Consider the following 16804-nt stretch of genomic DNA (forward strand, 5'->3'; position numbering starts at 1 on the left):
GTATTGATTAAGCGAGTAGCAACCAGCTCAACGACGTCACCGAAATAAGTAGCCACATGGTGATACCAAACAACATAGGCTTACTGCCCGCTTGTTTGAGTCTTTCTATGGAAATACTGGTTCCAATTAAAAATAGACACACAACCAATAACTTTTTCGATACATCAAAAATGCCGTGATATGCCCATTCAAACTGAGGTAAGTAGTCACTGACCAAAATGGCGCCGCAGTAAAAGAAGATAAAGTAAGGGATAGTTAGCTTGCTGTTTTTGTTACGAAACAGCATCGCACTCACTAGCGCAACAGGAATGATCCATAACGCTCTGGCAAGTTTTAGTGTGGTTGCTGTGGTAAGTGCTTGCTCACCATACGCAGAGGCCGCGCCCACGACAGATGAGGTATCGTGAATGGCGATCGCAGCCCAAGTACCAAAGGTATGCTGGTCGAGTGATAACGCATGGCCAATGACAGGAAAGATAAACAGAGCAAGTGAGTTCAATACAAATACGGTTGCGAGCGCAATAGCAATACTTTCGTCGTCAGCATCAATAGCGGGGGCAACCGCAGCAATGGCGCTGCCACCGCAAATCGCAGTACCTGACGAGATCAAATAGCCAGTGTGTTTATCCAATCCCATTTGCCTTGCTAGAACCCAGCCAATCACAAGTGTACCAATGATGGTCGCGATAATTAGGCCGATCCCGTCGCTGGTTGCTTGCAGAGCTTGGTCAAGATGGATACCAAAACCTAAACCTACAATCGAGTAAGCGAGCAGTTTTTTTGTGTATTTGGCGATAGGAATATCACGTGGCACTAAGCTAAAAGTGGTAAGAAGAAAGCCAAAAATCAGCGCCATCGGAGAGCTTACCCAAGGGGTCAAACAAGCGATAATCCCGAGGAAGAAAAGAGGGTAAGAGCGTAGTTGGGATAACATCAAAATCCTTACAAACAGCAAAGGCACTAGCCAATAGCGGTAGAACTGCCAATCAATAGTTAGCAGAGTGTAGCGAGAGTTTAAGGTAAGTAAAACTAAATAAAATTTAACGGGCGTTCAGTAAAACTAAACGCCCGTTAAATAGGTTAATGGTGTGGTTCTGATTAGCGGTAGTCACCACGCAGTTCAGACACTTTCTGGAACATGGCTTGGCTCGATGCTTCCTCTGGAAGGACGGGAGTACCCGCTTCTAGTTCTAGTTTGGCTCTAAATCGAGTTGGTAGCCCTTTACATGCGCGTCCTTTGTGACGACTGAAGTAGCTTCCCCATAAACCTTTTAGCGCCATCGGGATGACAGGAACTGGTGAACGTTTAAGAACGATATCAATGCCGCGCATAAACTCATTCATCTCGCCATCGGCAGTCAAACGGCCTTCTGGGAAGATACAAACAATTTCGCCCGCCGCGAGTGCCTGTTCAATTTCCACAAACGCACGGCGAATCGAGCCTTTACGTTTGGCTGAAATAGGGATCACACCGGCACGCTTTAGGAAGCGACGCACGGGTTTGAAGTTTGCGTAGTCCTCTTCCATAACAAAGCGGATCAAGCGCGGACTGGCAGCACTCATGACCAACGCATCCATGTAACTCACATGGTTGCACACAATCAACGCGCCGCCTTTTTCAGGGAGGTGTTGCAGATTTTTGTGGCTGATGCGGTACATGATAGTTGTCATAATCCAAATCAGAAAACGCACCACGAAGATTGGTGCTTGCAAAAACAGATAAGCCGCCATCAAAAAGTTAAGCGCAGAGAGAAGGATAAACAGCTCAACAATAGAAAGCCCAAGTACTGAAAGGCTAACAATACCCAGTACTGCACTACCCACCATAAATAAAGAGTTGTAGATATTGAGAGCGGCAATGACACGAGCGCGCTCTGTCGGTTTCGCTTGTTGCTGCATTAACGCATACAAAGGAACGATAAACAGACCACCAGAGGCGCCAAGAGCAAGTAAATAGCCAAACACTGGCCAAAGTGCTGAGTGAGAAACAAACTCGCTAAACGATTCAAACTGCGGAAGCTCTTCTGGTACGGCAAACGCCATCAATGCACCAAAAATAGTGATGCCAATGCTACCAATTGGCACAATGCCGACATCAATGCGGTTTTTTGACATCTTGTCACACAGCATAGAGCCAAGGGCAATACCGACAGAGAACAGTGCTAATAGGAAAGAGACAGCGGCCTCATTGCCCATCAGATGGATCTTAGTGAAGTTCGGAAATTGCGTTAAGTAAGCTGCGCCCAAAAACCAAAACCAGCTAATCGCCATGATGCATTGGAATACGACACTATCTTGCTGAGCGATCTTGAGCGTTTCTTTGGTTTGCTTAACGGGTTGCCAGCGAAACTTCAGCTCTGGGTCTGCCGCAGGTGCATTGGGGATTGAACGACTCGAAATATAGCCAGCCACAGCGAACACAATCACACTGGCTGCCGCCACATATTTAGCGCTCTCAGCGGAGGCAATAATGCCCGCACCTAAAGTACCCAGCAGGATCGCGAGAAAAGTCCCAGTCTCAACCAAGGCGTTGCCAGATAACAGTTCGTTTGGTTTGAGTTGCTGTGGCAGTAGTGCGTATTTAACTGGGCCAAAGAAAGCTGACTGGGTACCCATCAAAAATAGCAACAGTAGCAGAATGCCATAGCTTTCGGTGACAAAGCCAATGGCGCCAACGCACATGATACCTATCTCCGCTAGCTTAACTTTGCGGATGAACCACGACTTTTCGTATTTGTCAGCTAGGACACCAGCGGAGGCGGAGAATAAGAAGAAGGGCAGGATAAACAAACCTGCGGCTAGGTTAATAAACAAGTTGCTCGAGATAGGCAAAACCTGCGGTCCAGCGAAGGCAACAAAAAGTAGTAAAACGTTTTTAAAAATGTTGTCGTTGAATGCGCCGAAAAACTGGGTAACAAAGTAGGGCATAAAGCGTCTTTCGGTAAGTAAAGACGCAGTTTTGGTGTTAGGCATTACCTTTCCTTTTCATTACCAGCTTTTGAGGTAATTTGAGATGAGATCTTTGATGAGCACGCCGCCATCAATAGGTTCTGAAGTGAAAAACTTGTCATCGACACTGAGTAGCGTGATACCGTGCACGCCAGCCCAAAGTACACGACTGGCTTTCATGACGTCAGCCGGCGAGCGTTCTGGGCGAAGCTCAGACAACAAATGTTCCAACATGCCAGTCATTCCGTCGATGCGTTGTGACTGCCATTCTGGAAGTTGGTCACCATTCATGTTGTGCTCAAATATTAACTGCCAACGATACGGGTACTTCTTTGCAAAATCATGATAGCAAATAGCCAGCGCATACAAGGCTTGCTCGGCGTTGTCCGTTTTTTCGATGACTTGTCTCGATTCTTCGGACAACTCGTCCACGGTGCGAGCAACGGCGTGAAGTAACAGTAAATTGTAACTGCCGAAAATATTCACCAATGTGCTGGGAACATACCCTATAAGCGTGGCAATCTTGCGAAGACTCAGCGAGTGATAGGAGTTCTCGTTGAGGTAATCCCTGACAGTAGTCAGCGTCAGGTCGATAAGTTCTTCCCGGGTATGATCGTTTCTGCGGGCCATGGTGATGGATTCTTAATTGAACACGGTTCGTTATTTTAGTGTTGGGACAGGTTAGCGTCAACAAATGAAGCCAGTGATTGCAAGGTTGCAACGCACTTTTGAGATAGTGGTCGGTATAACACCGTGTTCTTGAAATAATGTCATAGACGGTGTGTATACCGTAACAAACGTGCAATATTCTGAAACAAGTCCGAGCATTTGAAGCGTTCCTTTAATGCTAAGCTCAGTATATGATGCGTAGTAAGTCGTAATAGGACTTACGATGTAATGTGACAATAACGAAAGGTTGAGAATGAAACGTTTATTTTCTTTCGTCGCACTGCTAGTACTGGCAGTGGCGGTGAATCCGGTAGCCGAAGCAAAGAAATTCGGTGGCGGTAAATCATTTGGTAAGAGCTTTAAAACGGCTCCGGCCCCAAAACAGCAACAACAAAATACCAATAACATCAGTCGTCAAGATCAAAACAAAGCTGGAAGCAGTAAGAAAGGTCTGATGGGCGGTATCTTAGGTGGTTTGCTCGCTGGTGGTCTTTTAGCTGCTTTCTTTGGTGGTGCTTTTGAAGGCATCAACTTCATGGATATCTTGATTTTTGGTTTGATTGCTTTTGTGATCTTCAAACTGATGCGCGGTATGCTGGGGGCGAAGCAGGGTAGTATGAATCAGCAGAGGCAACAGCCGGCGTTTGGCGGCCACTCTCGTCAACAATTCGAGCAGCCTTCAAACTTCCAGAATTTTGAACAGCCAGCATCAACGGCTTCAACAGGTGGTTTTGGCGCAGCTGGACACAGCGAAGTGCCTCATAACTACCCACCGGGCTTTGATCAAGCAGCATTCCTAAATGGAGCTCGTGAGCACTACCGTATTCTCCAAGGTGCGTGGAATCACAACGAGCTACACACTATTGAAGAGTATGTATCAGCAAGCTTGCTGCAAGATCTTATCAGCGAGCGCGCTAAGCTTGAAGGGGAGCAGCATACTGACGTGATGTATGTTGACGCTGAGGTTGTTCGTGCGGATTACGACGCCAACAAAGCCCAGCTGAGTCTTCAATTCTCTGGTCGCTACCGCGATGCCGTTGAAAACATCGAAGAAGACATCGAAGATATATGGCACCTTGAGCGTGATTTGACCCAGCCAAACGCACCATGGCTAATCGTTGGTATCCAAGGTTAATAACCGCCAATTGATTTAAAAACAGTGATTAAAAACTGCAGAGTAAAATCTGCAGTTTTTTTACATTTGAATCGCCGCAATCTGGCGTTTTTCCTCTATAATCCAGCCTTTGCTATCAACCCCATTAATCCCAATCATGCGAACCTTATTTGCTCATACGGCACTGGCGCTGACATGCAGTACCATCACTTCTCTTGCGCTAGCTGACGATCATATAGTGCCTCTTGTTGAGCACACCCCAAACCCAACCACAGAAAAGCTCGATCGCTTTTTAGGTGTGTTTGGTGCGGAGTCGGAATACGATGCAGATAAAGGTCTTAACTCGAGCTACATTCCGGCAGTGTTCTACAAGCCAGAGCAAGGCTTGGGGCTTGGGCTGTTGTATGTGGGTTTATATGGTGACCCGAGTGATGGGGCGGGACAGCCTTCTTCTATGGTTATCAACCCATATGCATCATCAAATGGATCTATGGGGATTACGTTCAGTAATAAGCACTTTTATAACGGCGGTGATAACCGCGTTTACACCGATATCAAAGTGTTTGATGATGCAGCGGTTTACTATGGCCAAGGCTATGAAAACGGACAGCAAGACGGCAATAAGGTTGACTTCAAAGAGCAAGTGGTTGATGTCAAACCCACGTGGTTGACTCGAGTTTCTGGAGGCTACTTTTTGGGCTTGGGTGCCAATGTGAAATCGGTGCGTCCTCACGATAAGACGTTTGAGAATCAAAACCTCGATTCTGTCGCGAATGAACTCATCGACAACACCAGCTACGGTGTGTTTGTCTCTAACGTCTTTGATACCCGCGACAACGTGACTAACGCCACCAAAGGTACCTTACTGCAAGCCGACTTAGGATTGTATCATGATGCCACTAACTCAGAGAATTTTGGTAAATACTCGCTCAAAGCTTCTCAATATCACACGTTAGCGCCCATGCCAGGATTGTTTGCATGGCAAGTGCAAGCCAACTTAACCTCAGGCAACGTCCCTTGGAATCAACTGCCAGATCTTGGCGGTGCTGATGCGATGCGTGGCTACATCCTTGGTCGTTATCGCGACAACCAAATGATGATGGGGCAGGTGGAGTACCGTTTGCCTGTGTACTGGCGAGTCGGTGTCGTTTTCTGGGGAGCGGCAGGTACGGTATCAAACAATGTATCCGGGCTGTGGGATAAAACGTTGGCAAGTGCTGGTACAGGCTTTAGATTCAAAATCAAAGATAAGGTCAATGTGCGCGCGGATATTGGCTATGGTGAGCATGGTGGTACCTTCTACTTCCACGTCAATGAAGTGTTCTAGTTTGCGCTCATCAAACCTCAAGTACTAAAAAAGCCTCCATTTGGAGGCTTTTTTCATTCAGTTAGAACAAACTTAGTTTTGCTCTTGACCAGATTGAATCGCAGTGAGTGCAACTGTGTAAACGATGTCGTCTACTAGTGCGCCACGAGACAGGTCGTTAACTGGCTTGCGCATACCTTGCAGCATTGGACCGATAGAGACTAGGTCTGCTGAACGTTGCACCGCTTTGTATGTTGTGTTGCCCGTGTTTAGGTCGGGGAATACAAATACTGTCGCTTTACCTGCAACTGGAGAGTTAGGTGCTTTAGAAGCTGCTACGTTCTCCATGATTGCCGCATCGTACTGTAGAGGACCGTCGATGATAAGATCAGGACGCTTCTCTTGAGCCAGTTTCGTTGCTTCACGTACTTTATCTACGTCAGCACCTTTACCAGACTCACCAGTCGAGTAAGAAATCATCGCAACGCGAGGTTCGATACCGAATGCTGCTGCAGAATCTGCAGATTGGATAGCGATTTCAGCAAGTTGCTCAGCGGTTGGATCTGGGTTGATCGCACAGTCACCGTATACCAATACTTGATCAGGCAGAAGCATGAAGAAGATTGACGATACGATAGACGTTCCAGGAGCCGTCTTGATGATTTGGAACGGAGGAACGATAGTGTTCGCTGTTGTGTGAACAGCGCCAGATACTAGACCGTCAACTTCGTTCGCTTCAAGCATCATAGTGCCTAGGTATACAGAATCTTGTAGCTTCTCACGAGCTACAACTTCAGTCATACCTTTCGCGCCACGTAGCTCAACCAAGCGAGCAACGTAGTTTTCACGTACGGCATCAGAATCGATGATAGTTACACCAGCACCTAGCTCAACGCCTTGCTGAGCAGCTACACGTTTGATTTCTTCAGGGTTACCAAGAAGCACACATTCTGCGATACCGCGTTCAGCACAGATAGCCGCAGCTTTAACTGTACGTGGCTCGTCACCTTCAGGAAGAACAATGCGCTTGCCAGCACGGCGAGCAAGTTCAGTTAGCTGGTAACGGAATGCTGGTGGGCTAAGCTTACGGCCGCCTACAGTGCCTTCAAGTAGAGAATCAATCCAAGGACCATCAATGTGACCAGCAACGTGCTCGTTTACGAACTCGATACGCTCTTTATCGTCTGCAGGAACTTCTAGGCTGAAGCTCTGTAGGTTCAGAGACGTTTGCCAAGTGTTACCTTGTGCTTTAAAGATTGGAAGGCCAGTTTCAAGCGCAGGCTTGATAAGGTCAGCAATCTCAGTCGGAACGTCGTAGCCGCCTGTTAGTAGAATAGCGCCGATTTCCACACCGTTCATTGCTGCTAGCGCCGCTGCAACGATTACGTCTGGGCGGTCAGCAGAAGTCACAAGTAGAGAGCCTGGTTTGAAGTGCTCGATCATGTTAGGTAGTGAACGTGCACAGAACGTGATGCTCTTGATACGACGGCTAGCGATGTCACCTTCGTTGATGATTTCAGCGCTTAGGTGCTCTGCCATGTCTACAGCACGAGTCGCAATCAAATCAATCTTCCAAGGCACGCAGCCTAGAACACGAATTGGGCTAGTGTTGAAGATTTGCATTACTTCAAGGTTAGCTTGCTGAGCTGTGTCTGCATCGTCGAAGATTTCAGAAAGATCAGGACGAGTACGACCAGCTTCATCAACAGGGGCATTCAGTTTGTTGATGATAACGCCAGAGATCTTCTTGTTCTTAGTGCCGCCGTAGTTAGAACATGCAACTTCGATACGCTCTTTAAGCTGGCTTGGGTTGTCTGTACCTGGCGTTGCAACGAACACGATTTCAGCGCCAAGTGTCTTAGCGATTTCCTCGTTGATTGCATTTGCAAACGGGTGCTTACGAGTTGGTACAAGACCTTCGATAAGTGTCACGTCCGCATCTTTGTTGATTTGGTTGTAACGCTCAACGATAGTTTCTAGAAGCACGTCTAGCTTCTCGTTACCAATCAGGTTTTCTGCTTCTGACATAGTAAGTGGTTGACCCACTTTCATGTCGCTGCTGTTACCGACGATAGAAGATGTTAGATCTGGCTGATCGCCGCCGTGGCGAGGTTGAGCTACAGGTTTGTAAAACGATACGTTTACACCCTTACGCTCCATTGCACGCAGGACACCCATACTAACACTGGTAAGACCGACACCAGCGCTAGTAGGTACAAGCATAATAGTACGGGACATTCTTTGAGTACCTCAAACTATATATATGGGGGAAGAAACTCAGTGGTTCGATGAACTGCAAAAAAGCACAAGCAAATGTTTCACTGAGCCCTATAAGAAAACTGGCTAACCTAGGTTAGCCAGTTTGAACATTAAAGACCTGCTAGGCGCGCAGTGTCTTCAGCGATGACTAGCTCTTCGTTAGTAGAAATAACCATTGCTGGGATGCGGCTGCTTGCTGCAGTGATAGTACCTTCGCCGCCGAAACGTGCTTTAAGGTTAGCTTCACCGTCAACTTCGATGCCAAATACGCCTAGACGGTTTAGAACCATCTCACGGATTGGTGCAGAGTTTTCACCGATACCACCAGTGAACACGATAGCATCTAGACGGCCGTCAAGAGATGCAGTGTAGCCAGCTACGTATTTCGCTAGGCGGTGGCAGAACACGTCCATTGCACGTGTTGCTTCTTCTTTCTCACCGTAGTTGTCTTCAACGAAACGACAGTCAGAAGTCACTTCAGTCAGACCTAGAAGACCAGACTCTTTAGTGAGCATGTTGTTGATTTGCTCAACAGAGTAACCTAGAGCGTCGTGTAGGTGGAAGATGATCGCAGGATCGATGTCACCACAACGAGTACCCATTACAAGACCTTCAAGAGGAGTTAGACCCATTGAAGTATCTACAGATTCACCGTTTTTGATAGCACAAACAGAAGCACCATTGCCCAGGTGGCAGTTGATGATGTTCAGTTCGTTAGCTGGCTTACCAAGTAGCTCAGCTGCTTCACGTGCGATGAATAGGTGAGAAGTACCGTGCATGCCGTAGCGACGGATGCCGTGCTCTTTGTACAGGTTGTACGGTAGAGCGTATAGGTAAGACTCTTGAGGCATAGTTTGGTGGAACGCAGTGTCAAATACCGCTACGTTCTTAAGCTCTGGGAAGTTGTGCTTCGCCGCTTCGATACCGATGATGTGAGCAGGGTTGTGAAGAGGAGCAAATGTTGCAGAGTCTTCGATACCTTTAAGTACATCGTCTGTGATTAGTGCAGAAGATGTGAATTGCTCGCCACCGTGAACGATACGGTGACCGATAGCGCCTAGGTTTGCTTTTAGCTCAGGCTTAGAAGCAAGGATAGTCTCTACCATGAACGCTAATGCTTCTTCGTGAGCAGCGCCGTTACCTAGTTGAGCTTCGTGTTTACCATCAAGTTTCCACTTGATACGAGCTTCTGGAAGGTGAAGACATTCTGCAAGACCTGTTAGGTGCTCATCACCGTTTTCTGCATCAACGATGGCAAACTTAAGAGAAGAACTGCCGCAGTTTAAAACTAAAACCAGCTTAGACATTAGAGGTTACCTGTATTTTATCTGATCGGGGATCAAGGATGTAAACGTATCTCAAGACTGAGAGGCAGCAAAAAACGCCTATCACTCTTGGTCATAAAATCATCAATTGCCGTATAATAATATGCGATTTTCCCAAGAAAACCACATTAGCGTCCTTGCGAGGGTCATCTCGACGGTTGCCTATTTTGTAAATAAAGACAACAATGAGATTGAGGATTCGCAAAGAATAACGATAATGGCAGAAGATAACAAAATAAATTTGAAAGAATCTTAACTTCCGTCAATATTTTGCTGATTTAGTTGAATAGTTCAACTTTTTTTTAGTGAGGTTAGCTATGAGCGAGAGAGCAAGTCTGACTCAGAGTTTAAAAAATGGTCAAAAGTACATGGAACTTTGGCCGATGCGTAAGGAGCTAACGCCCCTGTTTCCAGAGCAGCGCATCATTAAAGCGACGCGATTTGGTATTAAAGTGATGCCTGCGGTTGCTGCCATTAGTGTTTTAACGCAAATGGCCTTTAACAACGCTCACGCGCTGCCACAGGCGATTGTGATTGCGTTGTTCGCAATTAGTATGCCTCTACAGGGGATGTGGTGGTTGGGAAATCGCTACAACACGCAACTGCCTCCGGCTCTAGCGTCTTGGTATCGTGAGCTGCACCAAAAGATTGTTGAATCAGGCGGTGCGATGGAACCAGTAAAAGCGAAGCCTAAGTACAAAGAGCTTGCCATTACCTTGAATCGCGCTTTTAGGCAGCTTGATAGAAGGGACTTTGATCGCTGGTTTTAACAACGATTGACTAATAAATAAACACAAGCCCCGCTCAATGATGAGCGGGGCTTGTTCGTTTTAGCAAGGGTGGGTGTGCAATTGTAACAACTTTGCGGCGAGTGTTAGTTTGATGTTGTCGCCACTCTCGCGATAACAATGCTGTTATTGGACTGCTGTTATTGGCCTTCATTTATTGGAATTGGCGACTAATCTTGTAAATCGCACCACTATCAGTGCTAAACCATACGTGGCCGGCTGAATCGGTGGTGATATCTCGTACTCTCTCACCAAGCTCTTCGTAGTAGCGTCTTTCTTCTAGTACCTGGCCAGCTTCGTTGATATCTAGAATGTTGATGTGAGTGAGTTTTAGCGCTCCGATTAACAAGATGCCATTGAGCCTCGGAAACTCATCGCCCTCATACAAGTGTAGCGACCCTGGTGCAATTGAAGGGATATAGACCTTGCTTGGTGATTCAATGCCTTCTTTCTCTTGAGCTTTTCCGGCGTTGATTGGTCCCCAATATTCTTTCCCGTGTGATGTGATTGGCCAGCCATAATTAAGACCTGCTTTGACTAGGTTGAGCTCATCACCGCCTCTCGGGCCATGCTCTATCGTCCATAATTGTGCTCGTTTGCTGTCAAATACCAGCCCTTGTGGATTACGGTGGCCATAAGAGTATATCTCGGGAGCAAATTTTTGGTTTTCGATAAACGGATTGTCTTTTGGAATCGATCCATCTTGATTGAGGCGGACGATGGTACCGGCGTGATTGTCGGTTTGCTGCGCATTATCCCTGTCACCAGCATCACCTATGGTCATATAGACCAAACCTTCATCATCAAAAGCAATTCGGCTTCCAAAGTGTCGACCAGAGGTGACGGAGACATTGCTGGTGAAGAGATCTTGCCAGTTTGTAAGTTTGTTGCCATCTAGAGTCGCTTTCGCAAGCGTGGGTGCTCCCCCTTTACCGACAGGTTTCGCGTAGGTGAAGTAATAAACATTAGCTTCGGATGGGCTTGGGTGAATGTCCATCAGGCCGCCTTGGCCAGAGGCATAAATCGTGGGTAGCCCACTTATCGACGTTTGCTCGCCATTTTTTGTATCGACAAGCAGCAGTTGACCTTCCCTTAATGTCACTAATAGTTCTGAGTCACCCACAATCAGAATTGACCAAGGAACGCCATTCACGGTCGTCACTTTTTCTAACTTACTGCCTTCAAACTCTCGAGCTTTCGAGGGCATTGCTAATAGTAAAATCAGGGGTAAAAGGAGTAATAGACGCATGCTAAAAGTTCCCTTGCGATTGGATGTACTCAACTCGTTGACGATTACGCTATCTGTATGAATATAGACATCTTTCACATAATTGCACCCATAAAGCTTCACTTTTGTCAAAAATGGATTACGCTGATTTTTGAGTAAATATTAGTCGCATGTATCGCTGTATGTACGCATTTGTTTAAATGTTGGTTTCGAAAGCACATGGATAGCACGTTTATCTAATGCGAATGTTAATAATACCTTTCAATTTGGTTGTCTTGCTGGTAGAAGTAGCAAGGAGTCAAAAAATAATTCACGAAGTGTAAATTAAATAATACACCCATATCCCCATTAGTGAGTAGAGTGTCTCTACTCATTCAGGGTTGCTTAATCAAGGAGTTAAGATGAAAGCAAGCAAGATCATTGTCACTGCAGCATTAACCGGTGTGGCGTTGCTGTCTTCAGCCAGCATCATGGCAAAAACAGCAAAAGTCGCGGTATCGCAAATTGTTGAGCACCCTGCGCTCGATGCGACACGCCAAGGCTTGGTCGACGGCCTTAAAGAAAAAGGCTACGAGCAAGGTAAAAACCTCGAGTTTGACTACAAAACTGCGCAAGGCAACCCAGCGATTGCAGTGCAAATTGCTCGCCAATACGTGGGTGAGCGCCCTGACGTGCTAGTGGGGATCGCGACACCAACCGCTCAAGCATTGGTTTCTGCGACACGCGATATTCCAGTAGTGTTTACCGCCGTTACTGATCCCGTGGGTGCGAAGCTGGTGAAAAAGCTTGAGCAGCCTGGTAAGAACGTGACGGGTCTATCGGATCTATCACCTGTCGATCAGCATGTTGAGCTTATCCAAGAGATCATGCCAGATGTGAAGAGTATTGGTGTGGTCTACAACCCAGGCGAAGCGAACGCAGTGAGCCTAATGAAGCTGCTAAAAGAGAGCACAGACAAGCGTGGTATTGAGCTAGTGGAAGCAACAGCGCTTAAAAGTGCCGATGTACAAACGGCGACTCAAGCTATTTCAGCGAAATCCGACATTATTTACGCACTTATCGACAACACGGTAGCGAGCGCTATTGAAGGTATGATTGTCTCAGCTAACCAAGCCAAGACACCAGTTTTCGGTGCAGCAACGTCGTATGTTGAACGTGGCGCGGTAGCGAGCCTTGGTTTCGATTACTACCAAATCGGTGTACAAACAGCGGACTACGTAGCGCAGATTCTTGAAGGTACGGAACCAGGCAAAATCGATGTCAAAGTGGCAAAAGGTTCTGATTTGGTGATCAACGCAACGGCTGCGAAAAAATTGGGTCTTACTATCCCTCAAACAGTGATGGATCGCGCAACAAGCGTTAAGTAAGTCTTGCATTGCGATGAAGCTGGATCTTCGGATCCAGCTTTTTTATTAAGTTTTCTTTTCTTAAACAGCACTTGTTAAACAGCAGTGGAGTAGTTATGTCTGCTTTTGCATTTTTTGGAGCCCTCGAAATTGGTCTCATTTATGGACTGGTTGCACTGGGCGTCTATCTTACCTTCCGTGTTCTCGATTTTCCCGACTTGAGTGTTGATGGCAGCTTTCCTATGGGGGCTGCGGTGGCGGCTACCGCGATTGTTGCCGGTATTAATCCTTGGGTAGCAACAGGGATGGCGATTATTGCCGGAGCTGCAACGGGCTGGGTGACCGCCTTTCTAGCAGTGCGCTGTGGTATCCTTCATTTGCTTGCGTCTATCCTCACGATGATTGCGGCATTCTCGATCAACATTCGTATCATGGGCCGACCAAACATGGCCTTGCTTGGTGAAGAGACGATTCTGACTCCGTTCGAAATGATGGGTGATGCGATGTATGTTCGCCCGTTGGTGGTGGGTGTGTTAGTGCTGATCTCAGCTTGGTTTGTAGTGCGACTGCTAAACAGCGACTTTGGTTTGGGTCTACGAGCCACTGGCGTAAATGCGCGTATGGTTAAGGCTCAAGGGGCAAGTACTTCATTTTATACCTACTTCTGCTTGGCACTATCAAATGGCTTCGTCGGCTTTGCTGGTGCACTTTTCGCACAAACCAACAGTTTCGCTGATGTGACATCTGGCGTGGGTACGATTGTTGTGGGTCTGGCTGCGGTTATTTTGGGTCAAACGCTGATTCCGGGTCGTAAGATTTGGGTGGCGGTAACGGCGGTCATTGTTGGCTCTGTTCTGTATCGTTTGGCCGTTGCCTTTGCCTTGAGTACGGGTATGTTTGGTCTGCAAGCGTCAGACCTAAACTTGGTCACTGCCGTACTCGTGGCGGCCGCGCTGATTGCGCCAAAGATAAAAGGAAACCTCAAAGCAAAAAAGGTCGTTAAGCCTGCTAAGAGTAAAGCGGTCTCTCAATCAGGCAACACGGGGAATACAGCATGATTCGATTAGAAGATATTCAAGTCACCTTTAACCCAGGGACGATTTTGGAAAATCGCGCCCTGAAAGGGGTGGACCTAGAGGTGCCTGAGCACCAGTTTTTGACGGTGATTGGCTCGAACGGTGCCGGTAAATCCACTTTGTTAGGTGCGGTTACGGGCGAAACACCAATGGTCGGTGGGCGTGTTCTAATCGATGATATGGATGTGACTCGCCAAACTGTCGATCAACGTGCTAACCAATGTGCACGCGTGTTCCAAGATCCTTTAGCAGGTACTTGTGGCGATCTCTCTATCGAAGAGAACATGGCACTGGCCTACATGCGTGGTAAAAAGCGTGGCTGGAGCTTGTCGCTGTCGAGTAAACGTCGCAAGCTGTTCCAAGAGCGCATTAGCATTCTAGGACTTGGGCTAGAAGACAGGCTCGGGGACAACATTGGATTGCTATCTGGTGGTCAGCGTCAGGCGGTAAGCCTAGTTATGGCAACATTGTCCGACAGTAAGCTGCTGTTACTGGATGAACACACTGCGGCACTCGATCCTCGCATGGCGGCGTTCGTTATTGATCTCACCAAAAAGGTTATTCAGGAGTTCAACCTCACGGTCATGATGGTAACGCACTCAATGAAAGATGCTCTTGCTTGTGGCGATCGAACCGTCATGTTACACCAAGGTGAGATCGTCCTCGATGTGGAAGGTGAGCAGCGTGCCAATATGCAAGTGCCAGACTTGCTGGAAATGTTCTCCAAAGTACGTGGTGAAGAGCTCGCGGACGATAGTTTGTTGCTTAGCTAGTCATCACAATTTAAAGGTCTCAGCCTTCTGAGCTAAGCCTACAATCTGTGATCCCTCTTCAATTTGAAGGGGGATTTTTTCTGCAGCCGATTCTTCTACAATTATCCTACCTCGTTCCCTATAAAAGAAGAATCATAATGAACCAGCCATTTCTATATCATCCTCAAACCCAAGATGGGTTAGCGCGAGAAGGTGATAAACTCACTATTCGTCTATTTGCTCAGCAAGACGAATTTAAGTCAATTAAGCTTCGTCATGAGCCGGACAATGAAGAATATCTAGTCGAGCTTAGTAAAGTGGGTACCAAAGGTCAGTTAGACATATGGCAAGCAGCATTGCCACTGAGTGCCGATAAAGATGTGACTTATTATGTGTTCAAGGCGCTGACTGAGACCGGCCAATATTGGCTCGATGCGCGCGGTACGCACAGCCGCATGCCGGGACGAGAGTATCATTTCAAGTATAATCGCGCAGATCAGCCACCAAGCTGGGTCGCAGAGCAAGTGTTCTACCAGATCTTCCCCGATCGCTTTTGCAATGGCGATCCTAGTATTGGCGTCGAGACTGGCGAGTATCAATACCCAAGTCGCAATCGTGAGTCCGTGAAGAAATCGTGGGGTGAGCCAGTAGGCAATCATGGCAACTCGGGTGCGGTTGAGTTTTATGGTGGTGACCTAGCGGGTATCGAGTCTAAGTTGGATTATCTGCAAGAGCTTGGGATCACTACCTTGTACCTAAATCCGATTTTTACCTCATACAGCAATCACAAGTACGATACGGTGGACTACTATTCCATCGATCCTAAGTTTGGTACCAATCAACAATTTGCCGAGCTTGCAGACAATTTGCATCAAAGAGGTATGAAAGTGGTGCTTGATGCAGTGCTCAATCACACCTCGGTCGCACACCCTTGGTTTGACGTGTTAGAGGAGAGTAACGGTGCTTACACCGCTGCAGACAGTCCCTACCGGGACTATTACTTCTTTAATGCTGACTCCAAACAGTATGTCGGTTGGAAAGGGATTGATACGCTACCAGTTCTAAACTTCCACAATGAAGAAGTACGCGATCATATCTATCGAAGCGAAGGCTCGGTGATCAAACATTGGTTGAAACCACCCTACAACATCGACGGTTGGCGTTTTGATGTGATTCATATGCTTGGGGAAGGCGAAGGCGCGGCAAATAATGCTCATTACGTTCGAGCGTTTCGTGAATCGATGAAGTCGGTGAATCCTGACTCTTACATGTTGGGTGAGCATTTTTTTGAGGCAACCCAATGGCTACAGGGCGATCAAGAAGATGGCGCCATGAACTACTATGGTTTTGCTCATCCCCTACGCGCGCTTCTCGCGGGCAAAGACATTACGTTTGACCCTATCAACATCGACTGCCACGAGTTTTTAAGCTGGCTTCAAGAGGCAAGTGCTAAAGTGCCATGGAGCAATCAATTATCGCAATTAAACCAGCTTGATAGCCACGATACGGAACGTTTTATCACTACCTTGGCTGGAAATGAGAATCGTCTTGCTATCGCGTTACAGCTTCTAATGACCTACGTTGGTACACCGTGTTTGTACTACGGTGTGGAAGTAGGGCTTGAGGGAACGCATGATCCCGATAATCGTCGCTGCTTCCCATGGGAGCGAGTTGAGACAAGTCCATGGCTACCGTACTGCAAGCAATTGATTTCGCTTCGCAAAGCTTCTAAAGCCTTGCAGCGAGGCAGTTTTGTCCCGCTTTACGTTGATGAGTTTAGCTTGGTGTTCGCACGTCAACTGGACGATGAAGTGGTGATTAGTGGCTTTAACTTAGGGGTAGACGCGGTGCAGCTTTCGCTGCCGATTTGGAAGCTAGGGCTTGAGAGTGTCAGTTTTGAATGTGCACTGACGGGCAGCAAATCTGAAGCACTTGATGGTGTGTTAGATGTCATTATCGCAGCAGAGGGTTCTCTGCTGCTGACACGCTAAC

13 protein-coding genes are annotated in these 16804 nt (G+C 47.2%); 7 read left to right on the forward strand and 6 right to left on the reverse strand.

Features of this window, described 5'->3' with window-relative positions; genetic code table 11:
• Positions 1-7: 7 nt before the first annotated feature.
• The 3 genes from ACJB0T_RS14180 to ACJB0T_RS14190 form a co-directional block, all read right to left on the reverse strand.
• Positions 8-934 carry a YeiH family protein gene (locus tag ACJB0T_RS14180; protein WP_479289060.1) on the reverse strand — a complete coding sequence of 309 codons (927 nt, stop codon included), beginning with the start codon at positions 932-934 and terminating at the stop codon, positions 8-10.
• 164 nt (positions 935-1098) lie between these two features.
• Entirely contained in the window at positions 1099-2973 is a 1875-nt protein-coding gene (locus tag ACJB0T_RS14185; RefSeq protein WP_479289061.1) for an MFS transporter, read from the reverse strand.
• Positions 2974-2988: 15 nt separating this feature from the next.
• A complete protein-coding gene (locus ACJB0T_RS14190; protein WP_479289063.1) occupies positions 2989-3579 on the reverse strand; it encodes a TetR/AcrR family transcriptional regulator in 591 nt (196 codons plus the stop codon).
• Positions 3580-3871: 292 nt separating this feature from the next.
• Between ACJB0T_RS14190 and ACJB0T_RS14195 the strand changes: the two genes are divergently transcribed.
• On the forward strand, positions 3872-4753 hold the full coding sequence (locus ACJB0T_RS14195) for a Tim44 domain-containing protein (protein ID WP_112462264.1): 882 nt from the start codon (positions 3872-3874) through the stop codon (positions 4751-4753).
• Positions 4754-4889: 136 nt separating this feature from the next.
• Positions 4890-6059 carry a BamA/TamA family outer membrane protein gene (locus ACJB0T_RS14200; RefSeq protein WP_479289066.1) on the forward strand — a complete coding sequence of 390 codons (1170 nt, stop codon included), beginning with the start codon at positions 4890-4892 and terminating at the stop codon, positions 6057-6059.
• 72 nt (positions 6060-6131) lie between these two features.
• Here ACJB0T_RS14200 and pta read toward each other — a convergent pair whose 3' ends face one another.
• Positions 6132-8276, reverse strand: a complete 2145-nt coding sequence (pta, locus tag ACJB0T_RS14205) for a phosphate acetyltransferase (RefSeq protein WP_479289067.1) — start codon at positions 8274-8276, stop codon at positions 6132-6134.
• 131 nt (positions 8277-8407) lie between these two features.
• Positions 8408-9604 carry an acetate kinase gene (locus tag ACJB0T_RS14210; protein WP_112462262.1) on the reverse strand — a complete coding sequence of 399 codons (1197 nt, stop codon included), beginning with the start codon at positions 9602-9604 and terminating at the stop codon, positions 8408-8410.
• A gap of 335 nt (positions 9605-9939) precedes the next feature.
• Between ACJB0T_RS14210 and yfbV the strand changes: the two genes are divergently transcribed.
• Positions 9940-10392: a terminus macrodomain insulation protein YfbV gene (yfbV, locus tag ACJB0T_RS14215; RefSeq protein WP_479289069.1), complete on the forward strand. Its 453-nt coding sequence runs from the start codon at positions 9940-9942 to the stop codon at positions 10390-10392.
• A 172-nt stretch (positions 10393-10564) separates the two neighbouring features.
• On the opposite strand, the gene ACJB0T_RS14220 is transcribed toward yfbV, so the two are convergent.
• Positions 10565-11659, reverse strand: coding sequence for a PQQ-dependent sugar dehydrogenase (locus ACJB0T_RS14220; RefSeq protein WP_479289071.1), 1095 nt, complete (start codon positions 11657-11659; stop codon positions 10565-10567).
• Positions 11660-12039: 380 nt separating this feature from the next.
• Between ACJB0T_RS14220 and ACJB0T_RS14225 the strand changes: the two genes are divergently transcribed.
• From ACJB0T_RS14225 to malZ, 4 genes are all read left to right on the forward strand, one after another.
• Positions 12040-13005: an ABC transporter substrate-binding protein gene (locus ACJB0T_RS14225; RefSeq protein ID WP_042499042.1), complete on the forward strand. Its 966-nt coding sequence runs from the start codon at positions 12040-12042 to the stop codon at positions 13003-13005.
• A 95-nt stretch (positions 13006-13100) separates the two neighbouring features.
• A complete protein-coding gene (locus ACJB0T_RS14230) occupies positions 13101-14042 on the forward strand; it encodes an ABC transporter permease (protein WP_479289073.1) in 942 nt (313 codons plus the stop codon).
• Positions 14039-14833, forward strand: a complete 795-nt coding sequence (locus tag ACJB0T_RS14235; protein WP_479289075.1) for an ABC transporter ATP-binding protein — start codon at positions 14039-14041, stop codon at positions 14831-14833. Before ACJB0T_RS14230 ends, ACJB0T_RS14235 begins: the two co-directional genes overlap by 4 nt.
• A gap of 137 nt (positions 14834-14970) precedes the next feature.
• Complete coding sequence (malZ, locus tag ACJB0T_RS14240) at positions 14971-16803, forward strand: maltodextrin glucosidase (protein WP_479289077.1); 1833 nt, start codon at positions 14971-14973, stop codon at positions 16801-16803.
• Position 16804 lies beyond the last annotated feature (1 nt).

Source organism: Vibrio sp. CB1-5 (assembly GCF_059412285.1).